Annotated in this window: 21 protein-coding genes; 3 read left to right on the top strand and 18 right to left on the bottom strand. The window is 61.8% G+C overall.

Annotation, left to right across the window (positions count from 1 at the left end; genetic code table 11):
* Window positions 1-17: 17 nt before the first annotated feature.
* Both VE009_RS18545 and VE009_RS18540 read right to left on the bottom strand, forming a co-directional pair.
* Entirely contained in the window at window positions 18-1,349 is a 1,332-nt protein-coding gene (locus VE009_RS18545; RefSeq protein ID WP_325010156.1) for a sugar ABC transporter substrate-binding protein, read from the bottom strand.
* A gap of 678 nt (window positions 1,350-2,027) precedes the next feature.
* Complete coding sequence (locus VE009_RS18540; RefSeq protein ID WP_325010155.1) at window positions 2,028-3,161, bottom strand: serine hydrolase domain-containing protein; 1,134 nt, start codon at window positions 3,159-3,161, stop codon at window positions 2,028-2,030.
* A 202-nt stretch (window positions 3,162-3,363) separates the two neighbouring features.
* On the opposite strand from VE009_RS18540, the gene VE009_RS18535 reads away from it, so the two are divergent.
* Window positions 3,364-4,326, top strand: a complete 963-nt coding sequence (locus VE009_RS18535) for an HD-GYP domain-containing protein (RefSeq protein WP_325010153.1) — start codon at window positions 3,364-3,366, stop codon at window positions 4,324-4,326.
* Here VE009_RS18535 and VE009_RS18530 read toward each other — a convergent pair.
* From VE009_RS18530 to VE009_RS18480, 11 genes are all read right to left on the bottom strand, one after another.
* Window positions 4,321-4,482 (bottom strand): hypothetical protein, encoded by a 162-nt coding sequence (locus VE009_RS18530; protein ID WP_325010151.1) that lies wholly within the window; start codon window positions 4,480-4,482, stop codon window positions 4,321-4,323. The genes VE009_RS18535 and VE009_RS18530 overlap by 6 nt on opposite strands.
* Before the next feature lie 53 nt (window positions 4,483-4,535).
* On the bottom strand, window positions 4,536-5,765 hold the full coding sequence (cntE, locus tag VE009_RS18525; protein WP_325010149.1) for a staphylopine family metallophore export MFS transporter CntE: 1,230 nt from the start codon (window positions 5,763-5,765) through the stop codon (window positions 4,536-4,538).
* On the bottom strand, window positions 5,732-6,952 hold the full coding sequence (locus VE009_RS18520) for a GTP-binding protein (protein ID WP_325010147.1): 1,221 nt from the start codon (window positions 6,950-6,952) through the stop codon (window positions 5,732-5,734). The genes cntE and VE009_RS18520 overlap by 34 nt, the downstream gene beginning before the upstream one ends.
* A 21-nt stretch (window positions 6,953-6,973) precedes the next feature.
* Window positions 6,974-7,744 carry a dipeptide/oligopeptide/nickel ABC transporter ATP-binding protein gene (locus tag VE009_RS18515; RefSeq protein ID WP_325010145.1) on the bottom strand — a complete coding sequence of 257 codons (771 nt, stop codon included), beginning with the start codon at window positions 7,742-7,744 and terminating at the stop codon, window positions 6,974-6,976.
* Complete coding sequence (locus VE009_RS18510) at window positions 7,695-8,750, bottom strand: ABC transporter ATP-binding protein (protein WP_325010142.1); 1,056 nt, start codon at window positions 8,748-8,750, stop codon at window positions 7,695-7,697. The genes VE009_RS18515 and VE009_RS18510 overlap by 50 nt, the downstream gene beginning before the upstream one ends.
* A 33-nt stretch (window positions 8,751-8,783) precedes the next feature.
* Window positions 8,784-9,596, bottom strand: coding sequence for a nickel transporter permease (gene nikC, locus VE009_RS18505; protein ID WP_325010140.1), 813 nt, complete (start codon window positions 9,594-9,596; stop codon window positions 8,784-8,786).
* A complete protein-coding gene (gene nikB / locus VE009_RS18500) occupies window positions 9,593-10,525 on the bottom strand; it encodes a nickel ABC transporter permease (RefSeq protein ID WP_325010138.1) in 933 nt (310 codons plus the stop codon). The genes nikC and nikB overlap by 4 nt, the downstream gene beginning before the upstream one ends.
* Window positions 10,526-10,541: 16 nt before the next feature.
* Window positions 10,542-12,113, bottom strand: coding sequence for a nickel ABC transporter substrate-binding protein (gene nikA / locus VE009_RS18495; protein WP_325010136.1), 1,572 nt, complete (start codon window positions 12,111-12,113; stop codon window positions 10,542-10,544).
* Window positions 12,114-12,363: 250 nt separating this feature from the next.
* A complete protein-coding gene (locus VE009_RS18490) occupies window positions 12,364-13,230 on the bottom strand; it encodes a carbohydrate ABC transporter permease (RefSeq protein ID WP_325010134.1) in 867 nt (288 codons plus the stop codon).
* The gene (locus VE009_RS18485; RefSeq protein ID WP_325010132.1) at window positions 13,227-14,114 is read right to left on the bottom strand and encodes a sugar ABC transporter permease; all 888 of its coding nucleotides are present in this window, start codon (window positions 14,112-14,114) and stop codon (window positions 13,227-13,229) included. The genes VE009_RS18490 and VE009_RS18485 overlap by 4 nt, the downstream gene beginning before the upstream one ends.
* A 65-nt stretch (window positions 14,115-14,179) precedes the next feature.
* Window positions 14,180-15,553, bottom strand: a complete 1,374-nt coding sequence (locus VE009_RS18480) for an ABC transporter substrate-binding protein (protein WP_325010130.1) — start codon at window positions 15,551-15,553, stop codon at window positions 14,180-14,182.
* Window positions 15,554-15,861: 308 nt separating this feature from the next.
* Here VE009_RS18480 and VE009_RS18475 point away from each other — a divergent pair, with 308 nt between their 5' ends.
* Window positions 15,862-17,640, top strand: coding sequence for a sensor histidine kinase (locus VE009_RS18475; RefSeq protein ID WP_325010128.1), 1,779 nt, complete (start codon window positions 15,862-15,864; stop codon window positions 17,638-17,640).
* Between the two features lie 5 nt (window positions 17,641-17,645).
* A complete protein-coding gene (locus tag VE009_RS18470) occupies window positions 17,646-19,274 on the top strand; it encodes a response regulator (protein ID WP_325010126.1) in 1,629 nt (542 codons plus the stop codon).
* 74 nt (window positions 19,275-19,348) lie between these two features.
* On the opposite strand, the gene VE009_RS18465 is transcribed toward VE009_RS18470, so the two are convergent.
* From VE009_RS18465 to VE009_RS18445, 5 genes are all read right to left on the bottom strand, one after another.
* Entirely contained in the window at window positions 19,349-20,812 is a 1,464-nt protein-coding gene (locus VE009_RS18465) for a stalk domain-containing protein (protein ID WP_325010124.1), read from the bottom strand.
* Between the two features lie 94 nt (window positions 20,813-20,906).
* Window positions 20,907-22,553, bottom strand: a complete 1,647-nt coding sequence (locus VE009_RS18460; RefSeq protein ID WP_325010122.1) for a cellulase family glycosylhydrolase — start codon at window positions 22,551-22,553, stop codon at window positions 20,907-20,909.
* On the bottom strand, window positions 22,550-23,407 hold the full coding sequence (locus VE009_RS18455) for a carbohydrate ABC transporter permease (RefSeq protein ID WP_325010120.1): 858 nt from the start codon (window positions 23,405-23,407) through the stop codon (window positions 22,550-22,552). Before VE009_RS18455 ends, VE009_RS18460 begins: the two co-directional genes overlap by 4 nt.
* A complete protein-coding gene (locus VE009_RS18450; protein WP_325010118.1) occupies window positions 23,404-24,291 on the bottom strand; it encodes a sugar ABC transporter permease in 888 nt (295 codons plus the stop codon). Before VE009_RS18450 ends, VE009_RS18455 begins: the two co-directional genes overlap by 4 nt.
* A 31-nt stretch (window positions 24,292-24,322) precedes the next feature.
* A complete protein-coding gene (locus VE009_RS18445; RefSeq protein WP_325010116.1) occupies window positions 24,323-25,672 on the bottom strand; it encodes an ABC transporter substrate-binding protein in 1,350 nt (449 codons plus the stop codon).
* Between the last annotated feature and the right edge of the window lie 30 nt (window positions 25,673-25,702).

Raw genomic sequence — 25,702 nt, 5'->3', positions numbered from 1 at the left:
CGCCTCCAAACGTAGGATTACTGCGCCGCTTTCAGCAAGCCGTCGACTTCTTCCGCGGTTTCGGCAAGCGTCGTCTGGATGTCGCTGCCGTCGAGGAAGATGCGCTGCATGCCGCGCGCGATCGCCGAGTTGATATCCTGTACGCTCGGCACGCCAAGGGAATATTCGTCGGCGATTTTGAGCCCCGCGACGGACGCGAGCTTCGCCTGCGCTTCGAGCGAATTGTCCGACTCCGTGAAGAACGGGTCCTCGATCGACGACTTCGTCGACGGCAACGTGTTGGCGACCTTCGAGAACGCCAACTGATTGTCCGCGTTCGTCAGGAACGCCGCGAAATCGGCCGCTTCTTGCGGATGGCTGGACCCTTTCGGCACGACGATGTTCATCGAGTTGGAGAAGCTAATGTTGCCTTTGCCGGGAGGGAGCGGTACCGCGATGGTGTTGTTGTAAATGTCCGGGGCTGCGGTTTTGATTCGGTTGATGAACGTCGACCCGGTCAGCGCGAACGCGACCTGTTCGCTAGCGAAATACTGCACCTGCTGATCGAATTTCGCGGATTCCTTCATGATGATGCCCTCGTCGATCAGCTGCTTCATTTCTTGGAGTACGGCTGCGGCTTCCGGCGTATTAAAGGCGGCCGCCGTCCGATCTTCGTTCAGAATCGCTACGCCTTCGCTCGCCAAATGCCTTGCCAAAAATTCCGTCGCATAGCCGGCCGCGCCGGTTTTCTCTTTGATGGTGCGCGCCCATTGATGCAGCTCCGCGCGCGTCTGCGGCGGCTTCGCCGGATCGAGCCCCGCCTGCTCCACCAGCGTCTTGTTCATGAACAGCACCTGCGTCGCCGTATACCACGGCAGCGCGTACGCCTTGCCGTCCATCACTGTGGAATTGAAGATGCCTTCGAAGTAAGCGGCTTGCGCCTCCTCGCTCACGTACTGCTTCAAATCCGCAAGCGCTCCTTTGGACGCCATTTGGTTCGCGATCTCCGTGTTCAGGTTGACGACGTCGGGCGCACCGCCGCCGGCCGCCGTGGCGAGCAGCTTCGTTTGGACGGCGTCGAACGGGTAATCCTGCCAATCGATCTTGACGTTCGGGTGCTCCGCTTCGTACGCGGCGATCAATTCGTGGAAATAGTCGTTAAACGTAGGCTGCAGCGCGATCGTCCAAAATTCCAGCGTAATGTTCTCTTGAGGCTTGGCTTCGTCCGTCCCTTCCTGCTTCGCCGGCTCATTCGTCGATGCAGGCGGCTTCGACGGTTCAGGCGCGGGCGCGCCGCCGCCGCACGCGGCGAGGAGCAGCATGAAGCATGCCAGCGCTCCCGACAATAACGGCTTTTTGGACTTGATCAATGCACCATCATCCTTCCGTTTTTGGATTGGAATGGAAAGTTTGGTCGTAGATGTCCATTGTTTAAAAAAAGCATATTTCTCCAGAATTGGAGGTATGACAGAAATTTTTCTCCCAATTGGAAACGGCGGACCATGAAAAAATCCGCAAGTCGCGGGTTTACTAGGTACATATTCGGCGGCCGGGCCCGTACCGCCTTCCCATAGCTCACCGCACCGCGCCGTGAGCGTCGGCGGCCGGGGCTGTTATGGGAAGCTTGTGCACATAAGAAGACAACACCCTGCCCTTCTTTTGCATACTGCCTTCCCATCACGCGCCGCACGGCGCCGTGAGCGTCAGCAGCCGGGGCTGTTATAGGAAGCCTGTACACTTAAAAAGACACCACCCTGCCTTTCTTTTGCATACTTCCTTCCCATAACGCGCCGCGCGCCGCCGTGAGCGTCAGCAGCCGGGGCTGTTATAGGAAGCCTGTACACATAAGAAGACAACACCCTGCCCTTCTTTTGCATACTGCCTTCCCATAACGCGCCGCGCGCCGCCGTGAGCATCAGCAGCCGGGCACGTACCGTCTTCCCATAACGCGCCGCACGGCGCCGTGAAAGCCAACAGGAGGCGAATCCCACCATGCGCCGCACAGTCGAAACCCCGCGATGCACATCGCGGGGTTCCAAAGAGCGGTATCATAAACACGCATATACGATATTCTTCAATCTCGGATGCACGTACGTCTCCTGATTGTTCAACATATGCTGCGCATACATAACGGTCAGCTGCGTTTCCGGGTCGATGATCGCAAGGCAGCCCGCCGCGCCGCTCCAGCCGAATTCGCCGATCGGACTAAGCGATCCGCTCTTCGCTTTCGAAATATGCGTCCTCACGCCCAGACCGAAACCGTACCCCGGCAGCGGGATCCTCGAGAAGTCGTCGCGCATCTCCTCGGTCAGATGGTCCGTCCGCATCAACTCGACCGACGCCGGCGACAAGATACGCACGCCGTCGGCGCTCGTCCCGCGGTTCGTCAGCGCGTTCAGGAAGAGGGCGTAATCGTCGACCGTCGAATACAATCCCGCGCCGCCGCTCTCGAACGCCGGCGACAAGGTAAACCCGTTCCCGTCTTTGCGGACGGGGACGCCGCGGGCGTCATCGAACGTATATTGCGGGGCGAGGCGGGACCGCTGATTCTCCGTCAGCGCGAAGCCTGTGTCCTTCATCCCGAGCGGACCGGTAATTTCTTCTCTCACGTACGCGCCGAAGCTTCGGCCGTCCACCGCCTCGATGAAGGCGGCCAGCACGTCGTGGCAGAGGCTGTAGTTCCACCGAGTCCCGGGTTCGAACAACAGCGGCACCTGCGCGATTCCCCTCGCGATGTCCCGAGTCGTAGCCGCGCCGTTCGCCCGTTCGACCGCTTCCCGGATCGGCGGCGCCCCGAAATCGTAAGAAAACCCGGCCGTCATCGCGAACAGATCGCGCACCGTGATCGGCCTCGCCGCCGGTTCTAAGGCGAATTCCCCGTTGCCCAGCGGCTTGCGAACTTGCACGTTCGCAAACTCCGGCAAGACATCCGACACCGGGTCGGACAGCAGATAGGCTCCCTTTTCATATAATTGCAAACCCGCGACGCACGTCAAAATTTTCGTTAACGAGTACAGATGGAAGATGCGTCCTTCGTCGATCGGCGTGCGGGTCTCGACGTCCAACACGCCGGACCGATGACGGAAAACGATTTCATTGCGATGCATCACTAAGCAATCCGCCCACGGGATGCGCCAGGACGTAATGCGATCGAGAAATTGCTCCAGCGGCTGAAAATTCACGGTACTCCTCCTTTATTTTCGCAAACGTACGGAAACATAACTTCCTTCACTAACTCGGAATCTTCTTCCGTTCGAAGCGATTATACTTCAATTGGCAAAGGGAGGAAAACCCGAAAAATGGGACAATGCATAAAAAAGCTAAAGATGTGGAAGGTTAGTATAATCCATTTTTATCCATTGTAGGAAACGGAAGGTACCCCGCATGCGCAAAGCGTTGACCTCGTTGTTTACATTGTCGTTGGACCATACGTTTAAATACCGCGTCGGCTTTCTCGCCATTTTGACGATTACGCCGTTGCTCATTACTATCGCGGATCCGTCCGGCCCGGAGCTGTACCCGCTTTATTTGATCGCCCCGATCTTTCTCGGGTTAGGCTTTTGGGACAAATCCCCTTCGTTTTTCGTCGCCTGCACGTCGCTGCTCGTCTTCGTCCGATGCTGGTTTACGCATTCGCAAGGGATGCCGCATCCGCTCACGCTGCTGCTGCTCGGAATTATTTATTTGATCATCGCTTTCGTCGCCGCCGGATTGACCAGAAACTACCTGCAGACGAAAACGAAAACGCTGGAGATGATCACCGCGCTTGCGAAGACGATCGATTCGCGGGATACGAACACCGCATCCCATTCGGAGCACGTCGCGCGCTATGCGCTGATGATCGCGGAAGAATTACGGCTGCCGCCTAACGTTCGCCAGTCGATTTATATCGGCGGCTTGCTGCACGATATCGGGAAAATCGGCGTCGCGGAGAGCGTCCTGTTCAAAAACGGCAAGCTGACGAACGACGAATTCGCCCATATCAAGGAGCATCCGGTTGTCGGCTACCATACGCTGCAGCACATCGACGAGTTTCGGAAAAACGGCGTGCTCGACATGGTGCGGTCGCATCACGAACGGTACGACGGCAAAGGGTACCCGGACGGCTTGAAGGGCGAGCAAATTCCGCTCCCGGCGCGCATCATGGCCGTTGCGGATACGTTCGACGCGATGACGTCCGACCGGGTATACCGCAATGCGCTGGATATAAGCGACGTGATCGAAGAAATTCGCAGGCAAAAAAACGCCCAGTTCGATCCGGTCGTCGCGGACGCCTTTCTTGCCATCGCGGACCGCCTAGGCAGCGAAATTTTCGCTCATATGAAAAAACGCAAGCCTCCGCTATAGCGTATTTTTCCGACTCTGCCGCTCCCGCTCCGCCTTTTCTTGATAATAGCGTTCCATCGCTTCTTGGGCGAGATCGCGCCCGCCGGGCAATTTCGAGTTGATGCGTGCCAGCAGCCCGACGATGACCAGCAGCAGCACCACGATGATTGCGTCCATCCGCTCCCTCCCCTGATTCCACATTTTCCCTGTCCATTGTAATCGGAAGTGCCTTACGCGGCAACCTCCTTCTCGGCGGACGATGCTTTCGAGCGCCCGCGAACGGCCGCGGCCGCGGCAAACAGCGCCAGGAGCGAGCACGCTCCGAACATGGCGGCGTAGGAGGAAGCTTCCACGACGAAGCCCATCGCGAAGCCGCCGAACGCGAAGCCGAAGTCGTAGCAGCCAAGGAATACGCCGTAGAGCGCAGGCTTGCTCGCTTTCGGGATGGCGAACGACATGTAAGTCGCAAGCGTCGGGTACAGCAGCGCCGCGGCGATGCCGTTGAACAGCGCCGCCGCGTACAGAAAACCGCCGAGCGCGGGCATGACGGCCAGCAGCGCCGTCCCCGCGGCGGAGCACGTCAGCACCGACGCGACGAAGCCCGCATGCCAGCGGCCGTCGGAAGGAATCGCCCGGCGCAGCGCAAACCGGCTGACGACGACGACCGCCGCCTGCAGGAACAAGTAGAGCGCGGCGCTCCCCAGTCCCGTCGTCACCATGTACAGCGGCAGAAATGCGGAAATCGCGCCGAATACGCACGAGCCGGCCAGCATGACGACCGCGGCGAGACGCAGCTCGGTATGCCCGCGTACCGTTCGCCATGCCGCACGCCTGCCGCCTGCCGCTGCAGGTAGCGCCTCCTCCTCCTCCGGCTTGGCGCGCGGCAGCGGCGACCGGTACAGCAGCAGCATGGGAACGACGCCGAGCGCGGCGACGACCGCGGCCAACGTTACGGGGTCGCCCCGCTCCCACAACGCGAGCGCGACGGCCGGGCCGTACAGGCTCGGAACGACCGTCGACAAGGAATACATCGACATGCCCTGCCCGCGGTCTTCGTCCCGCAGCAGCTGCCCGATGCCGATCTGCATCGCCATCGAGAAGAACGCGGTCGTCGCGCCCTGCAGCGCCCGCACGACGTACATGCCGTCGACGCCGAAGACGACGTAGACGAGCATCGCCGCCGCATGGCCCGCCAGCAGCGCGCGCATGACGGCCGCGACGCCGTGGCGCGCCGTCAGCTGCCCGGCCCACGGCCGCAGCAGCATGCAGACGAACATGTAGATGCCCATCATGACGCCGATTTCGCCTTCCGCAACGCCTCGATCCGCCGCCTGAAGCGGGATGGCGACCGTCAACACGGCGTTCGCCGTAAAGAAGAGCGCGGCCAACGCGTACACTCTCGCCAAGCCCGCGGAGAGCGGCCGGGTCATGGCGCCGCCGGCTCGGACAGCGACGGCCACGCCGGCAGCGGATCCGGCAGCGCGGACCAATCCGCCGCCATCTCTCGTTCCGTCAGCAAACAGTCGTCCAACGCGCTCTCAAGCGCGGCGCGATCCACGCCGATGCCGATAAATACGACTTCATTGATGCGGTCGCCCCAAGGTTCGTGCCAGCCGTCGAACAGCTCCGGCTCCTCCTCGCGCAGCGTCCGGAGCTCCGCGTCCGGCAGCGAAGCCAGCCATCGGCCGGAAGGCCCGAACTGAATCGACGGCCCCGCCTGGCTGATCAGCCCCGCCGTATCGCTGCGGCTCGCGATCCACACGATTCCCTTGGCCCGGACGATCTCCGCCGGCCAATCGGCAAGGAACGCCATCAATCGCTTCGGGTGGAACGGCCTTCTTCGCCGATAGACGAAGGAACCGATCCCGTATTCCTCCGTCTCTGGGGTGTGGGCCGGAGCGTTCAACTCCCGAATCCAGCCGGCGGAGCGGCTCGCCGATTCGAAATCGAACAGACCCGTGTGCAAAATTTCGCCGGGCGGTACCTTCCCGAAGCTCGATCGAACGAGCTTCGCGGTCGGCTGCAGCGCGCGGAGCACCCCTTCGAGCTTGCGCAGCTCCTCCTCGTCGACGAGATCGCACTTATTGAGCACGAGCACGTCGCAAAACTCGATTTGATCGATGAGGAGGTCGACGACCTCGCGCGCGTCGTCCTCGCCGAGCGCCTGCTTCCGGTCGAGCAAGCTGTCGCCGGACGCGAAATCGTGCCAAAACCGATAGGCGTCCACGACCGTCACCATACAGTCCAGCGAAGCATACCGAGAAAGATCGATGCCGGAATCGTCGTCCGCGTACGCGAACGTCTGCGCGACCGGGATCGGCTCGCCGATGCCGGTCGATTCGATCAAAATATAGTCGTAGGCGCCGTCCTTGGCGAGCCGCTCGACTTCCTTCAGCAGATCGTCCCGCAGCGTGCAGCAGATGCAGCCGTTGGACAGCTCCACGAGCTTCTCCTCGGTACGGGACAGCTGCCCCTCGCGGCCTACCAAAGCCGCGTCGATATTAACTTCGCTCATATCGTTAACGATCACCGCAACCTTGAGGCCGTCTCGGTTATGCAGGACATGGTTCAGCAGCGTCGTTTTCCCGGAGCCGAGATAGCCGCTAAGGACGGTAACGGGGATCGGTTGGTTCGTTCGTTCGGTCATGTACATCTTCCTTTCCGCGGCTTATTGCGCCGCTTCCGCCAGCCGGCGGGTGTATTCATGCCGCTCGGGCGCCAGCAGACGCTCCGCGGGAAACCTGTCGACGATGACGCCGCCCCGCAGCACGGCCACCCGATCGGCCAGGAAGCGGACCGCCGCCAAGTCATGTGAGATCAGCAAGCAGGAAAGCCCGTGCTTCATTCTAAGCTCCTTCAGCAAATTCAAAATTTGCGCCTGTACGGACACGTCCAAACCGGAGGTCGGTTCGTCGCAAACGAGCAGCTTCGGATGCAGGCCGATCGCTCTCGCGATCGCGACCCGCTGCTTCTGGCCGCCGCTTAATTGGCGGGGGTACCGGTCGAGCATCGCTTCCGGCAGTCCGACCTGCCGCAGCAGCGCGGCGGCCCAATCGCGCTTCGTTCGGCCCGCCGCGATGAGCGCCGCGGGCACCGAGTCCGGGTAGTTCTCGAGCGGTTCGACGACCGTTCTCCACACCGGCAGCTTCGAATTCAAAGACGCGTTCGGGTCTTGGAAGACGACCTGCACGTCTTTGCGCAGCGTCTTGCGCTCCCGCCGTTTCGCGTGCAGCATCGATCTCTCGTTCAAATAGACGTCTCCCGAATCCGGAGCTGCAAGACCGAGGATGATCTTGGCCAGCGTACTCTTCCCGCTGCCGCTTTCCCCGACGATGCCGACGCATTCGCCCCGCCCGACCGTAAGGGAGATATCCGACAGCGCGCGCGCGTCAGGCGTATACGACTTCGAAATCCGCTCGATCCGCAGCAGCGGCTCCATCGCCGTCCCCTCCTTCCCAGGCGGGATGATGGCAGGCGGCGGCATGGCCGCCCGAAGTCGCCGAGAGCGGCGGCGGCGCGTCGCACGCTTCGGAACGACGCTCGCATCGGAGCGCGAACGGGCAGCCCCGCGGGGCGACGGCGCCCGGCTCGCCGGGAATGACCGGCAGCCATGCCGGACGCGCGCCCGCGAGCGGCGGCTTCGCCTCGAGCAGCAGTTTCGTATAAGGGTGCAGCGGCCGCCGGCGAACGTCGGCCGTCGGCCCCGATTCCAGCACGGCGCCGCCATACATGACCGTCGTTCGGTCCGCGTAACGGAACACATGGCTGAGGTCATGGGAAATCAACAGCACCGCGCACCCGGTCTCGCGCCGCAGCCGCTCAAGCAGCTCGAGGATATGCTCGCCCGTCACCGCGTCGAGCGCGGTCGTCGGTTCGTCCGCCACGATCAGCGGCGGCCCGAGCAGGAGCGCGGCGGCCAAAGAGGCCCGCTGCAGCTGCCCGCCGCTCAGCTGGAACGGGTAGCTTCGAAACGCGCGATCCGCGGGGAGTTGTACTCGTTCCAGCCACGCCATCGCGGCATCGCGCGATTCGCGGCGGCTGCACTGCCGGCGAAGGCGGTACGCCTCCGCCATCTGCGCCCCGACGGCAGCGAACGGCGAGAAGCTCCCTTGGTAATTCTGGAAGACGTATCCGACTTCCGATCCTCGAAGCCCGCGCAGCTCCTTCTCGCCCATCGCAGTCACCTCTTTGCCCCGCACCTGCACGCTGCCCGCCTCGACGGACAGCGCGTTCGGCAGCAGACCGGCGATCGCGGACGCCGTCACGCTTTTCCCGCTGCCGCTTTCCCCGACGAGGGCGACCATCTCCCCCGCGCGGATGTCGAGATCAAGATGCCTAACGACGGGCTTGCAGGCGCCGCCCCCGCGGCTGCGCGCCTTCGCGGCGATGCGAAGCCCGCGGATGCGCAGCGCCGGCGCGTGCTCCTGTCCGGCTGCAGTCAACATCGTGTTTCCCCCTTCCCGAACAAAACGGTTTCGTTACGTCCGCTGGACGTCGAGCGTATCCCGCAGCCCGTCGCCGATCAAATTGCACGCCGCCGCCGCGAGCATGATCGCGGCTCCCGGCAGAAGCATCAAGGCCGGCACGGATTGGAAATACGTTCTTCCTTCGTTCAGCATCGCTCCCCATTCCGGCATCGGCGGCTGCGCCCCAAGTCCGAGATACGACAGCGCCGCGATGGACAGCATCACTTTGCCGACGTCGACCGCAGCCAGCACGAGCAGCGGCGGAACGATGTGCGGCGCCAAATGTCGGAACACGATCTTTACGGGTCCGCTGCCCGCGACGCGTGCGGCGAGAACGTACTCCTTGTCTCTCTCCGCAAGGGCGACGCTGCGGGCGATTCTCGCGTAACCGGTCCACTTCACGGCGACGATGGCGATGACCACATGCCCGAGGCTCGCTCCGAGAAAGCCCGCCGCCGCGATCGCCAAAATAAATTCCGGCAGCGCGGTAATCCCGTCGACCGCCCGCATGACGATGGCGTCGATTCGGCCGCCTTTGTACCCCGAGAAGAGCCCGAGCGGAATGCCGAGCAGCACGATCGCGGCGACGACCGCCGCCGTGATGCCGAGCGTATACTGCCCGCCGACGGCCAGCCTCGTGAACAGACAGCGGCCCATCGCGTCCGTCCCGAGCGGATATTGAAGGCTCGGCGGCTGCAGCCGCTCCGCCATGTTGACGGTCACCGGGTCGTTGCCGGTGAGGTGCGGGCCGAATACGCTGGCGAGCAGAACGAAGCCGAGCAGGATGACGCCGGCGAGCGTAAGCGGACGGCGCATGGCGTTCATACGGGCCCCCCCTCCTCGGACAACCGGATGCGCGGATCGATCCGCCGGTACGCCAAATCGACCGCCGCGTTCACGGCGATGACGCCCATCCCCGTGAACAGAACATACCCTTGGATGACCGGGTAGTCCCGGCTTAAAATCGAACCTACCGCCAAACTGCCGAGGCCCGGCTGCGAAAACATGACCTCGACGACGACGGAACCGCCCAGCAGCGCGCCGATGTTCATCCCGAACAGCGTGACGACGGGCGGCAGCGCGCCGCGCATCGCGATGCGCCAGACGATGCGGCGCTCGCTCAGCCCTCTCGCCCGAGCCGCCCGCACGTAATCCTGAGACAGGCTTTCCAGCAGCCCCGAACGAAGCACCCGCGCGTAGATCGCCGCGAAGGCGAGACCGAGCGTCGCCGAGGGCAAAATCAGATGCACGGCGGTGCCGGTTCCCATGGAGGGCAGCCAGCCTAATCGGAAGGAGAACGCGTAGATGAGCAGCAGCCCCAGCAAAAAATTCGGGATCGACGCGCCCAGCGTCGCCAGCAGCCGGCTCGCATGATCGACGAAGCCCCCGGAACCGCGCGCCGCCGCGACGCCGAGCGGGAAGGCGATCGCCGCCATAACGAGCAGCGCGCCCCCTGTCAGCTGCAGCGTAACGGGCAGTCGGTCGAGCAGCAGCTCGGCGACCGGCCTGCCCGTTACATGGGAGACGCCGAGGTCGAACCGGACGACCTTCCCGAGCCACCGGACGTACTGGAGCGCGACCGGCTGATCCAACCCGAGCGAGCGCCGCAGCTCGGCTTCCGCTTCCGCCGTGACGACGAATTCGTCGGGCTTCAAAATCGCTCTGACCGGGTCGCCCGGCGCCATCTTCATCAAGGCGAACGTCGCGGCCGACAGCAGAAAAGAAACGATGCACAATTGCAAGACGCGTCTCACGATAAAGCGGACCACGTCACTTCACATCCATCCGATGATCGAGAATGTAATATTCTTCCCGGCCGAGCCGCCAATCGACGACGCGTTCGTTCACGCCGGTAATTAAGTTCGGATAGACCGCGTAACTATGCGGCACCTCTCGTCCGATGATATCGACCGCCTGCCGAATCAGCCGGTTTCGACCGTCCGCATCGTTTTCCCGATCCAGCTCGGCGACGAGCTCGTTCAGCTCCGGGATGTCGATGCCGCCGACGTTCAGCGGTCCGCCGGGCATCAGCGCGGCATGCAGGAAATATCCCCCATCCCCCCGAGGGGCCGTTAGATTGCTGTATGTCGCGAGATCCCAGTCATTGTTCTCGCTCAAATAATTGTCGACATCCTCCGCGCTACGGATCCGGATGTCGATCCCCGCCTTCGCCGCGTCGGACTGGAGCAGCTGCGCGATGAGCGGCAGCTCCGGCCGAGCGGCGTATGTAATCAGCTCGAGAGACAGCCGCTCTCCCGCCTTCGACAACATGCCGTTCGCATCCGGCGTATAGCCGGCTTCCGCGAGCAGCCGTTTCGCCTCTTCGATGTTATGCGCCGGCGCCGGCGCATCGCTGCCGAAAGGAAGCCCCGGATGGAACGGCCCGTTGGCCGGCGCCGCATGCCCGAGCATAATGTCGTTCGCCGCGCTTTCGCGGTCGAGCAGCAGATGCAGCGCCTTCCGGACGGCGAGCTCCTTCATGGCCGGGCGTCGTTGGTTGTACAGGAGGAGGTGCACGCGAAGACTCGCGTTCGAATCCACTCGGAGCCGGTCGGAGCTTTGAATCGTCTCGATGCTTTCCGCGGGCAGCGCCCAAGCGATATCGGCTTCCCCGGACTGCAGCGCCAGCGCGCGCACGTTGCCGTCCTCGTTAAATCGGACCGCCGCGCCGTCCAGCTTCGCCGGTCCGTCCCAGTACCCTTCATACCGTTCGAGCGCAAGCTCCGCGTTCGGATCGAAGCGTTTCACTCGGAACGGCCCGGTGCCGATCGGCTGCAAATTGAACGCTTCCCGGCCCATCGCCGCTTCGGCGGCGACGCTGACGATTGCGGCGTACGGGTTCACGAGCTCCGACGGCAGCGCCGGATTCGGCTCGGTCGTCCGGATCGTCAGCGTTTGGCCGTCCGCCTCCATCGAGGCGATGTCGAGGCCGCCTAATCGTTTGCTGACGCTCATGCCCCTCTCGAGCGACGCTTTCGCCGCAGCCGCATCAAGCGGAGTGCCGTCATGGAACGTCACGCCGTCTCGAATGCGGAACGTCCATGTCGTGTCGTCGACAGCTTCCCATTGTGTCGCCAGCCAGCCTATCAAGGTCAGGTCGCTGTCCAGCCGCACCAGCGTTTCCGCGATGCCCGCGCGAACCGGCAAGTAGTCGTTATGCGGATCCAGCGTCGCCGACTTATAGTGCATCATCAGCGTGACGGTTTTCGCGGCCGTCCGCCCTTCGGCGCTCCCTGCCGCAGACTGCTCGGACGAATCCCCCTGCGCCGCGCAGCCCGCCGCCGCGAACGCGAAGGCGAGAGCCAGCAGCGCTTTGGCCCTGAACATACGACGTCGATTCATGAATATCATCATTGCAAACCCCTTTCTTTGTGTCCGACGAGAATCATTCGGAACGACCATGCTCCGCCTTCCTCCTTGCCGAAGATAATGGATGTGCCCACCAGACTTAATAGTAATAATTACGATTAATGACGATTACGATGATAACTCAAGGCCGCACATCTGTAAATAGTAATTATAACGATTTACAGAACAAAACAAGAAAAAAAAACATCCCTCCGCAGCCGAAAAGCCGCCGAGAGGGATGCCCTCACCCTTTCACCGCGCCTGCGGTGATGCCCCGATTGATATGATCCGTAAATCCCAAATACATCGCGATGGACGGGATGCAAATGATGGCCAGCACCGCGAACTGCGCTCCGTAGTTAGACGAATATTGGCCCATGAAATAAACGACCGCGAACGGCAGCGTGCGCAGCGCGTCGGTATCGATGTACGTGACCGCCATAATGAATTCGTTCCAGCACGCTAGGAACGCGATGACCGCCACCGTGGCGATCGCGGGCTTTAACAGCGGCAGCACGATGCGGTAAATGAGCCCGGGCACAGACAGCCCGTCCATGACGGCCGCTTCTTCCAGCTCCTTCGGAACGGTTTCTAGGAAGCCCGTCAGGATGTACATGCTGATCGGCACCTGGAACGCGGCGTACGGCAAAATCAACGAGGCGTACGTATTCAGCATGCCGACTTCCTTAAACAGGATGAAATTCGGCAGCAGCGTCGAATAAATCGGCACGATCATCCCCGCCATGACGAGCGCGGTCGCCGTCTTCCGCCCCCGCCACCGCATCCGGGTCAGCGCGTAGCTCATCGGCACCGCGCAGACGACGATTAGCACGATGGCGGCCGCCGAAATGAGCGCGCTATTGCCGAACAGCTGCGGGATGCGGGCGTTCACGAAGGCGTCCGCGTAATTTTTCCACATCGGCGGGTTCGGCCACTTCAATATGTCGGAGCCGAAAAAATCTCCGCTCTTCAGCAGCGAAAAGTTGAACAGCCATATGAGCGGAAATACGTTCGCCGCCGCGAGCAGCGCCATAAAGCCGGCGAATACCGCCCTGGCCGCCGATGGCGCCGTCGCCCACGGCGGCGTCAACTCTTCCCGTTTCGATGTCATGCGCTCTCCCCCGTTTCCCGGTTCATGGCGTTGTTCATAAGGACGGTGACGGCCAAACAAACGACGACCAACAAGATGGAAATCGCGTTGCCGTAGCCGTACATGCTCTCGCGGAACGCCTTCGAATACAAATACGTCGACATAAAATGGGTGGCGTTCGCAGGTCCCCCGCCCGTCAACAAATAGACGGTTTCCATCTGCTTGAACGCGGCGACGACCGCGAGCACCAGATTGACGCGAATGACGGGCGCGAGCAGCGGCAGCACGATCCTCGCATTCCATTGCCGCTGCGTGGCGCCGTCCAGCATCGCGGCTTCGTGCAGCTCCTTCGAGACGCCTTTGATGCCCGCGAAGTACAGCAGGAACGCGTAGCCGAACCCTTGCCACATGCAGACGAAGACGATGCAAGCCATCGCCCAGCCCGGATCGCCGAGCCAATCCTGCCGCCACGCCTCGAGTCCGACCCCTTCGAGCATCCGGTTCAACAAACCGAATTGAGTGTCGAAGATGCTGGTCCACAGCTTCGTCGTGACGAAGGTGGAGATGATGGCCGGGATGAAAATGCACACCTGGAGCCATCGCTCGTAGCGCCCGCAATATTGAATAAGCATGGCGACGAAAATCGCAAACGGATGCTGAACGAGCGTCAATCCGAGCCCGAGCAGCACCGAGTTCCGCAGCGACCTCCAAAAAATCGGATCGTTCGTAAAAATCGAGATATAGTGATCGAACCCGACTAACGCGTAGGCGCCGACGCCGCTCCAATCCGTCAGGCTGTAATAAAACGCCAGCCCGATCGGGACGAAAATAAGCGAGGAGACGAGCAGAACCCCCGGCGCCATCAACAGAAAGATGGTTTTACGATCGCTTAGCAGCTTATGCATGGTACCATCCCACCCGGACATGAGCGGGGCGCAGCGTTGCCCGCGCGCCCCGTCTTTGGATTGTGTTATTTCGAGGCTTCTACCGACTTCTTCGCCGCGTCCGCAATCGCTTTCGCGAACGCGTCCGGCGCGATGCTTTTCACAGCGACCTGTTGAATCGAGTCGTAATACACCTTTTGCGTGTCCGCCGTAAATTTGTCCTGCGCCAGCATGCCGGAGTACGACGTCGCTTCGTTAAAGATGCGGCTCAGGTCCTGTTGAAGCGCCGTTTCGTTGCCGGTCATCAGCTGATCGTACGTCTGCGCCGGGAACGTAATGCCGTTCTGCCATACGCCCTTCGCCCAATTGTCTGGCTGGAACATCCACTTGAGGAACGCGATCGCCTCTTCTTTATGCGCGGAGTCGTTCGATACCGAATACCCGCCGCCGAACCATGCCGCCAGATCGCTCGCTTTGCCTTGACCGCCATCGACGGCCGGGAGCGCGAAGGCGCCGATGCTGCTCCGCACCTCTTCCGGGAAGTTTTCGTCCGCGGCCATGCCCATTTCCCAGTTCCCCATCATATACATCGCCGCTTTGCCTTGACCGAACATATTCCTCGCCATGCCGTAATCTTGGTTCAGGAACCCTTCCCCGAAGGCGCCGATGTCGACCCACTGCTGCAGCTTTTCCGCCGCCGCGATCGTTGCCGGATCTTCGTACGTGCCGCTGCCGTCCATCGCCTTCTGAGCCGTTTCCCACGTGCCGGATACGCGCTGCAGCATCGTGTCGAACCAAATGCCGGACACCCACGGATCACGCCCGTCCATGGCGATCGGAACGATGTCGTTCGCCTTCAGCGTTTCGACCGCTTTCACGAAATCCGCTTCCGTCTGCGGCACCGCGATGCCGAGGTCGGCGAATATTTGTTTGTTATAATACATGACCCAAAAATCCGAGTTCCGCGGCAGGCCGTACAGCTTCCCGTCGAAGCTGAACGCATCGAGCGCGGCATCCACGAAGCCGTGGCCGGCGAGGTCGTCTTTGGAAATTTCCGCGACGGCGCCGCTGTCGACGAGAGGCTTCAGGAAGTTCGTGTTCCCCCAAGAGCTGAAAATGTCCGGCATTCCTTCGGAAGCGGCGTACACTTTAATTTTGTCTTGATACTGCGGATCCGGGGAGAGCGTCTCCACTTCGATCGTAATGTTCGGGTTTTCCTGCATGTACCGATCGATAAGCTCCTGCTCCATTTTGCCCTGGCCCACGGTGCGGTCGGAGTTATTCGTGAAGAACCGCAGCGTAATCGGCTCGGCCGCCGGCTGCTCCTGCTGCTGCGCGCCGCTCTCCGCCTTCTCCGGCGCAGCCGCCGTGTCGCCCGCCGTTCCGCCGCTGCACGCAGTCAACGCCATAGCCGCCGCGATCGCGAGCGAGCCGGTTTTCGCTTTGTTCCATCCGTTCATTTCTGTATCCCCGCTTTCGTTCGTGTTTGTTTGTCTACGTCTCTTATTATAGGAGTCCCATCGATTTGCCGTTAGGACCCGTTTTATAGGTTCGTTTGTATGGTTTTTGGCAGACGGGGGAGCGGATGAGGCGCGCGGCGGCGTTTTCCTCGAGCCTTCGCCGCGTGTAGGGCAATTTTAAGATTTTCTTGTATATTCTTTCGGTTTTCGCCCGCTCGCCGGCCCTTCTTCTAGCCGTAAACCGCTTGGTAGATTATGATAAAAGCATCATATTCATAATGTCGTCCATCGAAGAAAGGAACAACACGATGCGCTTCGCTTCCCCCGCATGGTATCGCCGCGTACCGATTCGTCTCAAAATCTTTCTCTGGTTCGCGCCGCTGCTGATCGCGACGATTTCCGCTACGGGCGCCTACGCGTTCCGGATCGCCGCGGGCGAGATGACGGCCAAATTGCAGGCGGAGCAGCAAAGCGCGGCGAGCGCCGCCTCGGACCATCTGGACTATATCGCGCAGGACGCCGCGGAAGTCGCGAACTACTTGTTCTTAATGCCCGAAATTCAAGCGCTGCTCGCGTCGGACGCCTCGAGTGGAAAATACGTTTCTTATCAAAATGTAAACGATTCCATCAATCGATTGATGGTCACGCGGCCGTATTTTCAATTTTTGACGATTTACTCCCACCGGTTCGCACCGATTCAATTCAATAACAAAGGGCTGTCGACCGCGATTTCCTTCGAAGAGTATCGACGCCTGTACGATTATGACGCCGCGCTGCGGGATGCGCCGATCGACAGCTGGAGCGTCGAGACGCCCGGGCAAGCGGATCGCATTTTTTACGGGGATCAAATGACGAAAGTGCTGCTGACGCGCGTGCTCAAAAACAGCCGAAATTATGAAGCGGAAGGCGTCCTGCTGCTCGGCATCGACGAAGCGGACATCCGGGCCTCGTACGCGCCGGCCGCCGGCAGCGCCGAAATCGCGGTCGTCAGCGAGGACGGCATCGTCCTGTCGGACAGCGGAGGCCGATGGATCGGCAAACCGGCGCGGGAGCTGCCGTATTTCCGCGAGGACGCGTTCGATCTGAACCGCATGGACGATGCGGTCGATTCGTCTTCCTGGCTGGCGGCGCACGAGCAATCGCCCCAGACGGGCTGGCATGTCCTCGTGCTGCGCCCCCGCAGCGAGCTGCTGCGGGAGCTCGACCGCATCACGTGGACGACGGCGAGCATCGTGCTCGTGACGATCCTCGTCAGCATGATTCTCTCTTGGACCGCGGCCGGGTGGATCACGCAGCCGATTCGGCTCGTCCTCTCGTCCATGAAGCGGTTCCAGAAGGGGCAGTTCGACGAACGCGTCGACATCGTCGGGCAGGACGAAGTCGGGGAGCTCGGGGCCGGCTACAACATTATGGTGCAGCGCATCCGGCAGCTCGTCGACGACGTGTACGCTTCCGAATTGAAGCAGAAACAAGCGGAGCTAAAGCTGCTGCAGTCGCAAATCAACCCGCATTTTTTGTATAACACGTTAAACACGATCGCCTGGACGGCTCAGAAGCATAACGACAAGCTCGTCGCCGATATGGTGTACTCGCTGTCCGGCATTTTCAAGACGAGTTTAAACCAAGGCGGCGATCTCGTCGAGCTCCGCGAGGAGTTTCAGCTCCTCGAGCATTATTTGTTTTTGCAGAAAATGAGGTTCCCGTCGCACCTCGCTTACGAGCTCGACCTCGCCCCGGACGTGAGCGGCTTCCCGATTCCGAAGCTGCTCATCCAGCCGCTCGTGGAAAACAGCATCGTCCACGGCATCGAACCGCTCGCCGACGAGCTGGGACTCATCCAAGTGAAAGCCGCGGCGGCGGACGGCGCGCTCTCGATCGAGGTGACGGACAACGGCGTCGGCATCCCCGCGGATCGGCTCGAGGCGCTGCGGAACGAGCCGGACGGACGGGATGACAGCGGCTACGCGCTGCACAACGTGCGCAGCCGTCTCCGGCTCCATTACGGGGACGGCGCGTCGCTCGACCTGCACAGCGAACCCGGCTCCGGGACGAGAGTGACGATCGCGATTCCGATGAAACGGGGGTAACCGGTATGCTGAGACTGCTTATCGTGGAAGACGAACAATTGACGAGGGAAGGGCTCGCCGATTTGATCGACTGGGCGTCGATCGGCATCCGGATCGACGGACTCGCCGCCAACGGCTTGGAGGCCGTGCAGCTTCTCGCCGCGCAGCCGGCGGACCTGCTGCTTACCGACATCCGCATGCCCGTAATGGACGGACTTCAATTAATTGAGGAGGTGCGCAGGCGCGACTGGCCGACGACCTGCATCCTGCTCTCCGGCTACGGCGACTTCGAATACGCGCAGAAGGCGATGCGGCTCGGGGTGACGGACTATCTCGTTAAGCCATGCTCGCCGGACGACATTCGGAGCTTGTTCGTGCGCGTCGCGGAGTCGCTGCGGGAGGAACGGCGCCGGACGGATCGGCTGAAAGGAATCGAATCGCGGCTGCGCGCGAGCGTGCCGCACGCGAAGTCGGAGGTGCTTCGGCAGTGGCTCCGGCACCCTCCCGTCGTGACGGAAGACCGGCGTCTGCAGCTGAAGCAGCTTGGCATGTCCGTCGCGTTCGAATACCCGCTCGTCATCGCCGTCCGGATCGATCACCGATCGCTGGACCGGTACGACGAGCGTACGTCCGACGTCAAGCTGGTTACGTTCGCGGCGTCGAATATTATGAAGGAAACGCTGGAGCAGACGCTGATGCAGCCGATCGAAATCGTGTTGGAGCAAGACCTGCTCGTCGCGGTCGGCAACGGCCTGTTCGAATGGATGGAAGAGAAAGTCGCCGCGGGCGCGGCCAAGCTGAAGGACAATTTGCAGCGGTATTTGCGGCTGTCGGTCGGCATCGGCGTCAGCGATCCGAAGCCGACGCTGAACGAGCTGCACGAAGCGTTCCGAGAAGCGGCGGAAGCGCTCGAATTCCGCTTTTTCCTCGGCGCTTCGGTCGTCTACCGCCGCGACGCGGAACGGTGGAAGGCCGGCGCCCTCCCCGGCCGGCTGCGGCAGGCGGAGATGCTGCGGGTGGAGCAAGCCGCTATCGAACATTTGCGCGCGGGGCTGTTCGCGGAGCTGCTCAACGATACCGAAGCGTGGTTAACCGCGTTCCAGGGCGAATATACGCAGTCCCGGGAGGATATCCACGGGCAGACGATCGCCTTCTTAAGCCGCATGCTGCAGACGGCCGCGGAGATCGCTCCGCCGGGGACGGACGTCGACGCCGATCCCGCGCGCATTCGGGAGCAGGTGCACGGGGTCGACACGTTCGAAGAGCTGAACGGCATCGTGTACCGCTATATTCGCAGCGTCGTCGAAGCGCTGCAGTCCCGCAAGCCGATGAAGCGAAAGGTGCAGCAGGCGCTGGATTACATCGCCGAGCGCTACAACGAATCCGGCATGTCGCTCGCCGGGGCCGCGAACGCGCTGTTCGTCTCGAGCGCATATTTGTCCTCGCTCTTCAAGCAGGAGCTGGGCGTCAACTTTTTGGATTACGTGCACCAGTTCCGCATCGAGAAGGCCAAAGCGCTGCTACAATCGACCGATCTGAAAATTCAGGCGGTCGCCCGCGAGGTCGGCTATTTCGACGAAGCGCATTTTACGAAAACGTTCAAGAAATGGACGGGCATGCTCCCTTCGCAATATAAAAAGGAAACGCAATTATAAAAGGTCGACCGGGCTCGAACATGCTCCCGGTCGACCTTTCCCCTGCGCTGGGCGAATTTCCAAGGGGCTTCGCGTTATTCCGCGCCTGTCGTAATCGCGATATGGTATTGATCCGCGTACCAATCCACCTTCGCGCCGAGCGATTCGCTGACGAACCGCAGCGGCAGGTACGACGTGCCCGACGAGATGAACGGCGCCTCCGCCATAACGACGGTCGTTCCGTTCTTAATGACCGCGCCCTTCTCGTAATCGACGACGATCGTCAGCGGGGACGGGCCGTCCTTGCGAATCGCGACCGATTTCGTCGCATGATCCCAAACGAGCTCCGCTCCCATCGAGGTGAATACGGAGCGGAGCGGCACGAACGTCAAGCCGTCGCGCAGCATGACGCCGTTCGTCAGCTGCACCGGCCGGCCGTTCAGGCTGATTGAGATCGGCTTTTGCACCGGCACCGGCTCGTCATGAAGGAACTCTTCGCTGCCCGCGCCGAGCGCGGCGCCTTTGTTAACGCCCCAGCCCCACAGTGTGCCGTCCGCTTTCTGGAAAATGACATTCCTGCCGCCCGACTTCAAGGATACGACGCCCTCGGCGAGCTTGCGGAACGGCGCGTCCGCCGGCATTGATTCCCGGCTGGTCGAAGTTTCGTACAGGTCGCCGTCCGTCGTCAGCGCAACGATCGACCGTTCGACATGGACCGCCTCCTTCACATCGGCGATACCGCTGAGCTGCACCGGCTTCCTCTGCTCGTGGACGATCGTGCCGTCCGACGCGCCGGTGCGCGTCGCCCCCCAAAACCACAAGCCGGACCGCGCGTCAATGGCGAGGCGGACCTCGTCGTACCCGGCGATCGATTGGATCGGGTTCAACCCTTCGACGCGGTTCGCCGCAAGACGGAGAGAACTTTCCCAACCGTCGGCGTCCGCGCGGGACACCTCCCACACCGTGCCGTCGTCCTTCAGGACGAGATTGCCGTCGACGGCTTTCGCCCGTTCGATGCCGGCCAGCGTCTCGACCGAATCCAAATCGTCGTTCGCGGCTTTCACCGTGCCGTCCGAGAGGACGAACAAGTAAAATTGCTGCCGCGATCGCGAGACGTCGACGGCGCCCTCGATCCCTTCGAGCGGCCCCGGGGCGCCGAACACGCCGGGTTCGACCCATTCGCGCACGAACGCGCGGCCGGCGGAATCGATCGCGACCGACCTCGAAAACGAGTCGCCCGCGACCTCCCGGAGGACGTCCGCTCCCGGCACCGGGTCAAGGCGCGGCTCGCCCGACGTCGTCCCCTCCCAAACCCACACGGTCCCGTCGTTCTTGACGATCCATCCCCCGTCATACGCGGCGGCGACGTCCGTCAAACCGTGAATCGGCGTCGGCACCGCCCGTTCGCCGCCCCACGTCCACAGCGTACCGTCCGTCTTCACGAGCGACCCGGCATTGTACGACCGCACGTACGAGGCGAGCGCCTCCGCCCCCGCAGGCGATACCGCCGGCAAGGTCAACATCGTGGCGGCGACGGCGGCGATCAACGTTTTGCGCATATGCATTTCTCTCTCCTTTGGAAGCTTGCGAAATGATACCGCTCATTAGACGCGAGCCGTTTGAAAAAGTTCCCATCGCCGGCACAAATTTTGTCTACGGCTCCGCCAACGCAAGCTCCAGCCACAGCAGAGCGACCGCGCCCTTCGTCGTCCGCACGCGAAGCCGGTGCTCTCCGAAGCCCGGCAGGAACGCATGCGAGAGCGTCAGCGTTCGCCACTCCCCCGACTCCTCGCGAAACGTTCCGAGCGGCGCCCCATTCAGCGCGATGTCGCAAGCCGCCTCCCCTTCCGCCCGCAAGCGGACGGAGAGCACGTGTTTCCGCGCGGAATGCGGCGGCGGCACCGTGAACGTGTACGACGCCCACTCCTCTGCTTCGAGCCGCACGTACATCCATTCGTCCGGCTGCCACGCTTCCCCGCGCATATGCTGGAAATTCGGCCGATCTCGCGCCCCCTCCGCGAATCGGATGTCCGTGCCGTCGTTCGCGCGAAACCCGGCGCCGTCCGTGGCGCGCGGGCGGATGCCGAAGCCTTCTTCCCCGTAATCGTAAAACGCTGCGGGAATGCGAACCGGTGCCCGGCGAAATAGCGCGTTCCCAACCTCGGGACGATGCTCGCACCGTTCGAGGGACAAATTGTCGAGATACGCCCATAACGTTCGCTCCGCGTCCGCGGGATCCGGCGCAGGCCCGCCTTCCAGATGCTGCACGAGCCGCGGCCACCTCTCCGGCATGACGACGGAATACGGGGAGTTGCCGCAGTCCATCTTTTTCCACGTCCAGAAATTCCACGAAATCCCGTGGTCCTCGAACAAGCGAAACGCGCCGGCGTACCAATCGCAGTTGTTCTCCCCGCCCTCCCCCATGAAGATGGGCACGTTCCACGCCTCGCGTTTCTCGAGGAACGGACGGATGCTTTCGGTATCGGGGTTGTTCCAATATTTGTGAAACTGCAGCATGAGGTTGTCGTCGATCCGCTCGTCGAATATCGACCAATCCGTCGCCCAATGGACGCCTTCCAGGATAATCATGTGGCGGTCGTCCACTTCGCGGATCGCGCGAACGATGTCCTTGTACAGCGGCATCACCCGGTCGTTGTACTGCGCAAACCAGTTCGGCAGCGGCTCGTTCAGCAAATCGTACCCGGCGACAATCCACTCGTCGCGGTACCGCTGCGCGAGGCGGCGCCACAGCTCGACCGTCAGCCGCCGGTTCCGCTCGTCCGTGAACAGCTCGGGCAGCTCGCGCTCGGAGTCGTCGATGTTCGTGCCCGTCTGGCCGCCCGGCGCGCCGTGCAAATCCAAGACGACGTACAGCGCGTGCTTCTCGCACCAGCGAATCGCCCGATCGAGCAGCCGCAGCCGGTCCTCGCGAAGCCGAAGCGGCTCCTCGCCGTCGATCAGAAACCTCGCATTGATCGGGATGCGAACCGAGTTGAACCCTTCGGCCGCGACCGCCGCGATGTCCGCTTCCGCAATGTAGGCGTCATAATACGCCTCCCAAAACCGGGCCGCCTTCTCCGACCCGATCCACCCGCGAATCGCACGCTCGATCCGGCGCGGGCGATCCCCGGCGTCCGGGAAGCGCCACATATACCCTTCGGGCAGCAGCCAGCTGCCGAATCCTACGCCCCGCAGCAGCAGCTCCTGCCCGCGGCCGTTCACGAGCTTCGTCCCTTCCGCCCTGACGAAGCCCGACACCTCCATCGCGCCGTCCATACGGAGACTCTCTCTGCCTTTCATCCTTTGATCGCTCCTTCCGCGATGCCGCTCATAATGTACTTCTGCAACAGCGCGTAGGCGGCGACGACCGGCATCATCGTCAAGACGAGCGAAGCCAAGATCGCCGACCAATCGTTGTTGTATTCGCCGAACAGCATGTTCGTCGCGATCAGCAGCGTATAGTCGTCGCTGTCCGTCAGCATGAGCAGCGGCAGCAAAAAGTCGTTCCACATCCAGAGCGCGTTCAAAATGGCGACCGTCGCCGAAATCGGCAGGAGCAGCGGGAAAATGACCGCGAAAAACAGCCGCAGCTCGCCGCAGCCGTCGATGACCGCCGCTTCGTCCAGCTCCCGCGGGATCGATTTGACGAAGCCGTGATACAAAAAGATGGCCAGCGCGACGCCGAGACCGATATAAATGAGTCCCAACCCATATGTCGAGCCTTGGAGACGCAGCTCGCGCGCGATGCGGACGAGGCTGATCATGATCGAATGGAACGGGATGAGCGTCGACAGCGCGAACAGCGCGAACAACGCCCCGCTCAGCTTCCCGGGGGTGCGCGACAGTTTGTACCCGGCCGGCGCCGCCAGCAGCACGATGCCGACGACGCCGATAAGCGTCACGACGACGGTGTTCCAAAAGCTGTTCACAAAGTCGATCTTTCGGAACGCGTCCGCATAATTGGCGAATTCGAACCGATCCGGAACGGCGAGCACGTTCGTTAGCAGCGCCCCGTCCGTTTTCACGGAATTGAGCAGCGCCATATAAATCGGAAACAAGGTGAACGCGGCGGCGGCGAGCAGCGCGAGCAGGATGGCGGCGTCCGCGGCTTTTGCCGCGAATCCGCCGCCCCCGGTCGTTCGGCCGGACGTCATGCTTCCACCTCTCTTCGTTTCATGATCCACAGCTGAATCATCGTGATCAGCATGACGATGACGAACAGAATGATCGCCTTCGCGCTCGCATACCCGTACCGGTGCTGGAAGCGGAACGCTTCCTCCATAATGTTGATGGCAATGACCTGCGTCGCCCGCCCCGGTCCGCCGCCCGTCAGCGCGAAGACGGCGTCGAACGCCTTGAAGGACGAGCTGAGTGTCAGAAACACGCCGATCGTCAGCGCCGGGTACATCATCGGCAGCGTCACGTGCCGGACGATTTGCGCCGGTCCGGCGCCGTCGATCGCCGCCGCTTCCTTCAGCTGCGCGGGGATGCTCTGCAGCGCCGCGATGTAAATGACCATAATGTAGCCGACGCCGCCCCATAACGACACGATGAGAATCGCGTAAAACGATACATGCGGATCGCCGATCCACGACCGATCCAGGAAACCGAGGCCCGTCCCTTCGGCGACGCTCGGCAGCACCTTCGTAAAAATAAACACCCACATGAAGGCGCCGATAATCATGCTCAGCATGTTAGGCATGAAGAAGACGGTGCGGAACAGCGCCTTGCCCTTCCGCCTCGACTCGACGAGCAGCGCGAGCGCCAGCGCGATGGCGTTTTGCAGCACGACCATGTACAGCACATATTTCAGCGTAAACCAAATCGAATTAAGAAAATAACGATCGGCCCTCAACGCCTCGACGTAATTGGACAGCCCGACCCAATCGTATGCGGGGTTGAGGCCGTTCCAATCGGTCAAGCTGAACCAAACGCCCCCGAACGCGGGGGCGATGGTCAGCGTCGCGTAAAACAGCAGCGCGGGCAGCACGAAGGCGAGGAGGGCGGCCGTTCGTTTCGTTCGTCTCGCGATCGTCATACGTATCCCTCCGGTCCGCCGTTCGCCTCGGTCATTGCGAAGCTTTCACGGCCGCGGCCCACGTCCGGTCCATCGTGCGGATGAAGTCTTCTTTGGTGACCTCTTTCGCGTAATAGCTTTGCAGCAGCTTCGCCTGTTCGTCCGTGACGCCGTTCGGCAGCTTCAAATCCTGGTACGCTTTGCCCTGCGCCACGTATTCGGACGCTTCGTTGACCCACGGGAACACTTCATATTGATGGACCGTAGAGACGGGATTGAATTTCAGCTCCTGGAACAGCGCCGAGGAATCGTTCGCGTCCAAAATATAGTTCAGCAGCGCGAGCGCCGTTTCTTTGTTCGGGCTCGTCGGCGGCACCGCGAGCGTCGTCGACGTGGACAGATTGATCATCGTGCCGGCCGGGTCGTTGCTGACCGGCAGCGGCGCGACGCCGAACTCCATCTCCGGATTGACCTTCAGAATCGTCTCCGCGTTCCACGGCCCCTGCACCCACATCGCCGCTTTGCCGTTCGCGAAATCGGCGGAGCCCGCTTCGTTGCCGACCTCGAACGGCTTCGCGGTTCCGTTCGCCATAATGAGGTCGATAATATCGAAAATCGCCTGCACGTCGGCGTAAGACGCTTCGCCTCGGCTCATCCGCTCGATCCAATCCGGCTGCTCCGACGATACGATGCCGCCGAGCGACAGCGCCGTCATCAGCTGCGGCACCCACGATTCTTGGAACGCGAGCAGGAACGGCGTCACGCCGGCAGCCTTCAGCTTTTCGACGGCCACCTTCATTTCGTCCAGCGTCTGCGGCGGCGCGATGCCGTGCTCCGCGAAAATTTTCTTGTTGTACAAATATCCCCAAGACAAGCTTTCCAGCGGCAGCGCGACGACTTTCCCGTCCAAAGTGACCGTATTTTTCACGCTGTCGTACAGCGTCGAGACGAACGGCTGGCCGCTCAAATCCTCCAAGTACCCCGCCTTGTGGTACGTCGCCAAATCGTTGGCGTGCACGTCGAAGAGATCCGGCGCGTCGCCCGAGGCGAGCCGTGCCTGCAGCACCTGCTTCGCTTGGTCCGGGTTCGGCATCTCGAGCTTGATCGTCACATCGACGTTATGCTCGGCAAGCTGCTTCGCCTTGAACTGCTCGAAATATTTCTCGAAATGTTCCTTGAACCGCGGATGCCCAAGCATCACCTTGAGCTCGACCTTCTTCGCGGGCTTCTCCGCCTGCGCCTGATCCTCGTCCGTCGAAGCCGCATCCGTCGAAGCCGAAGCCGGAGCCGCGTCCGCGGCATCGGAAGCCGCGCCGCCGTCCGATCCTCCTCCCGAGCTGCACGCCGCGAGCAGCGACAACAGCAGCACAGCCGTAAGCCAATAATGAAGCGCCTTCTTCATGAGTGGTTCCCCCTCTTGGTTGATTGCGCT

The sequence above is a fragment of the Paenibacillus sp. genome (genome assembly GCF_035645195.1).
In the GTDB taxonomy this organism is placed as follows: Bacteria; Bacillota; Bacilli; order Paenibacillales; family YIM-B00363; genus Paenibacillus_AE.
The sequence above is the reverse complement of the archived record's forward strand: the minus strand, read 5'-3'. Positions and strand labels throughout refer to the sequence as shown.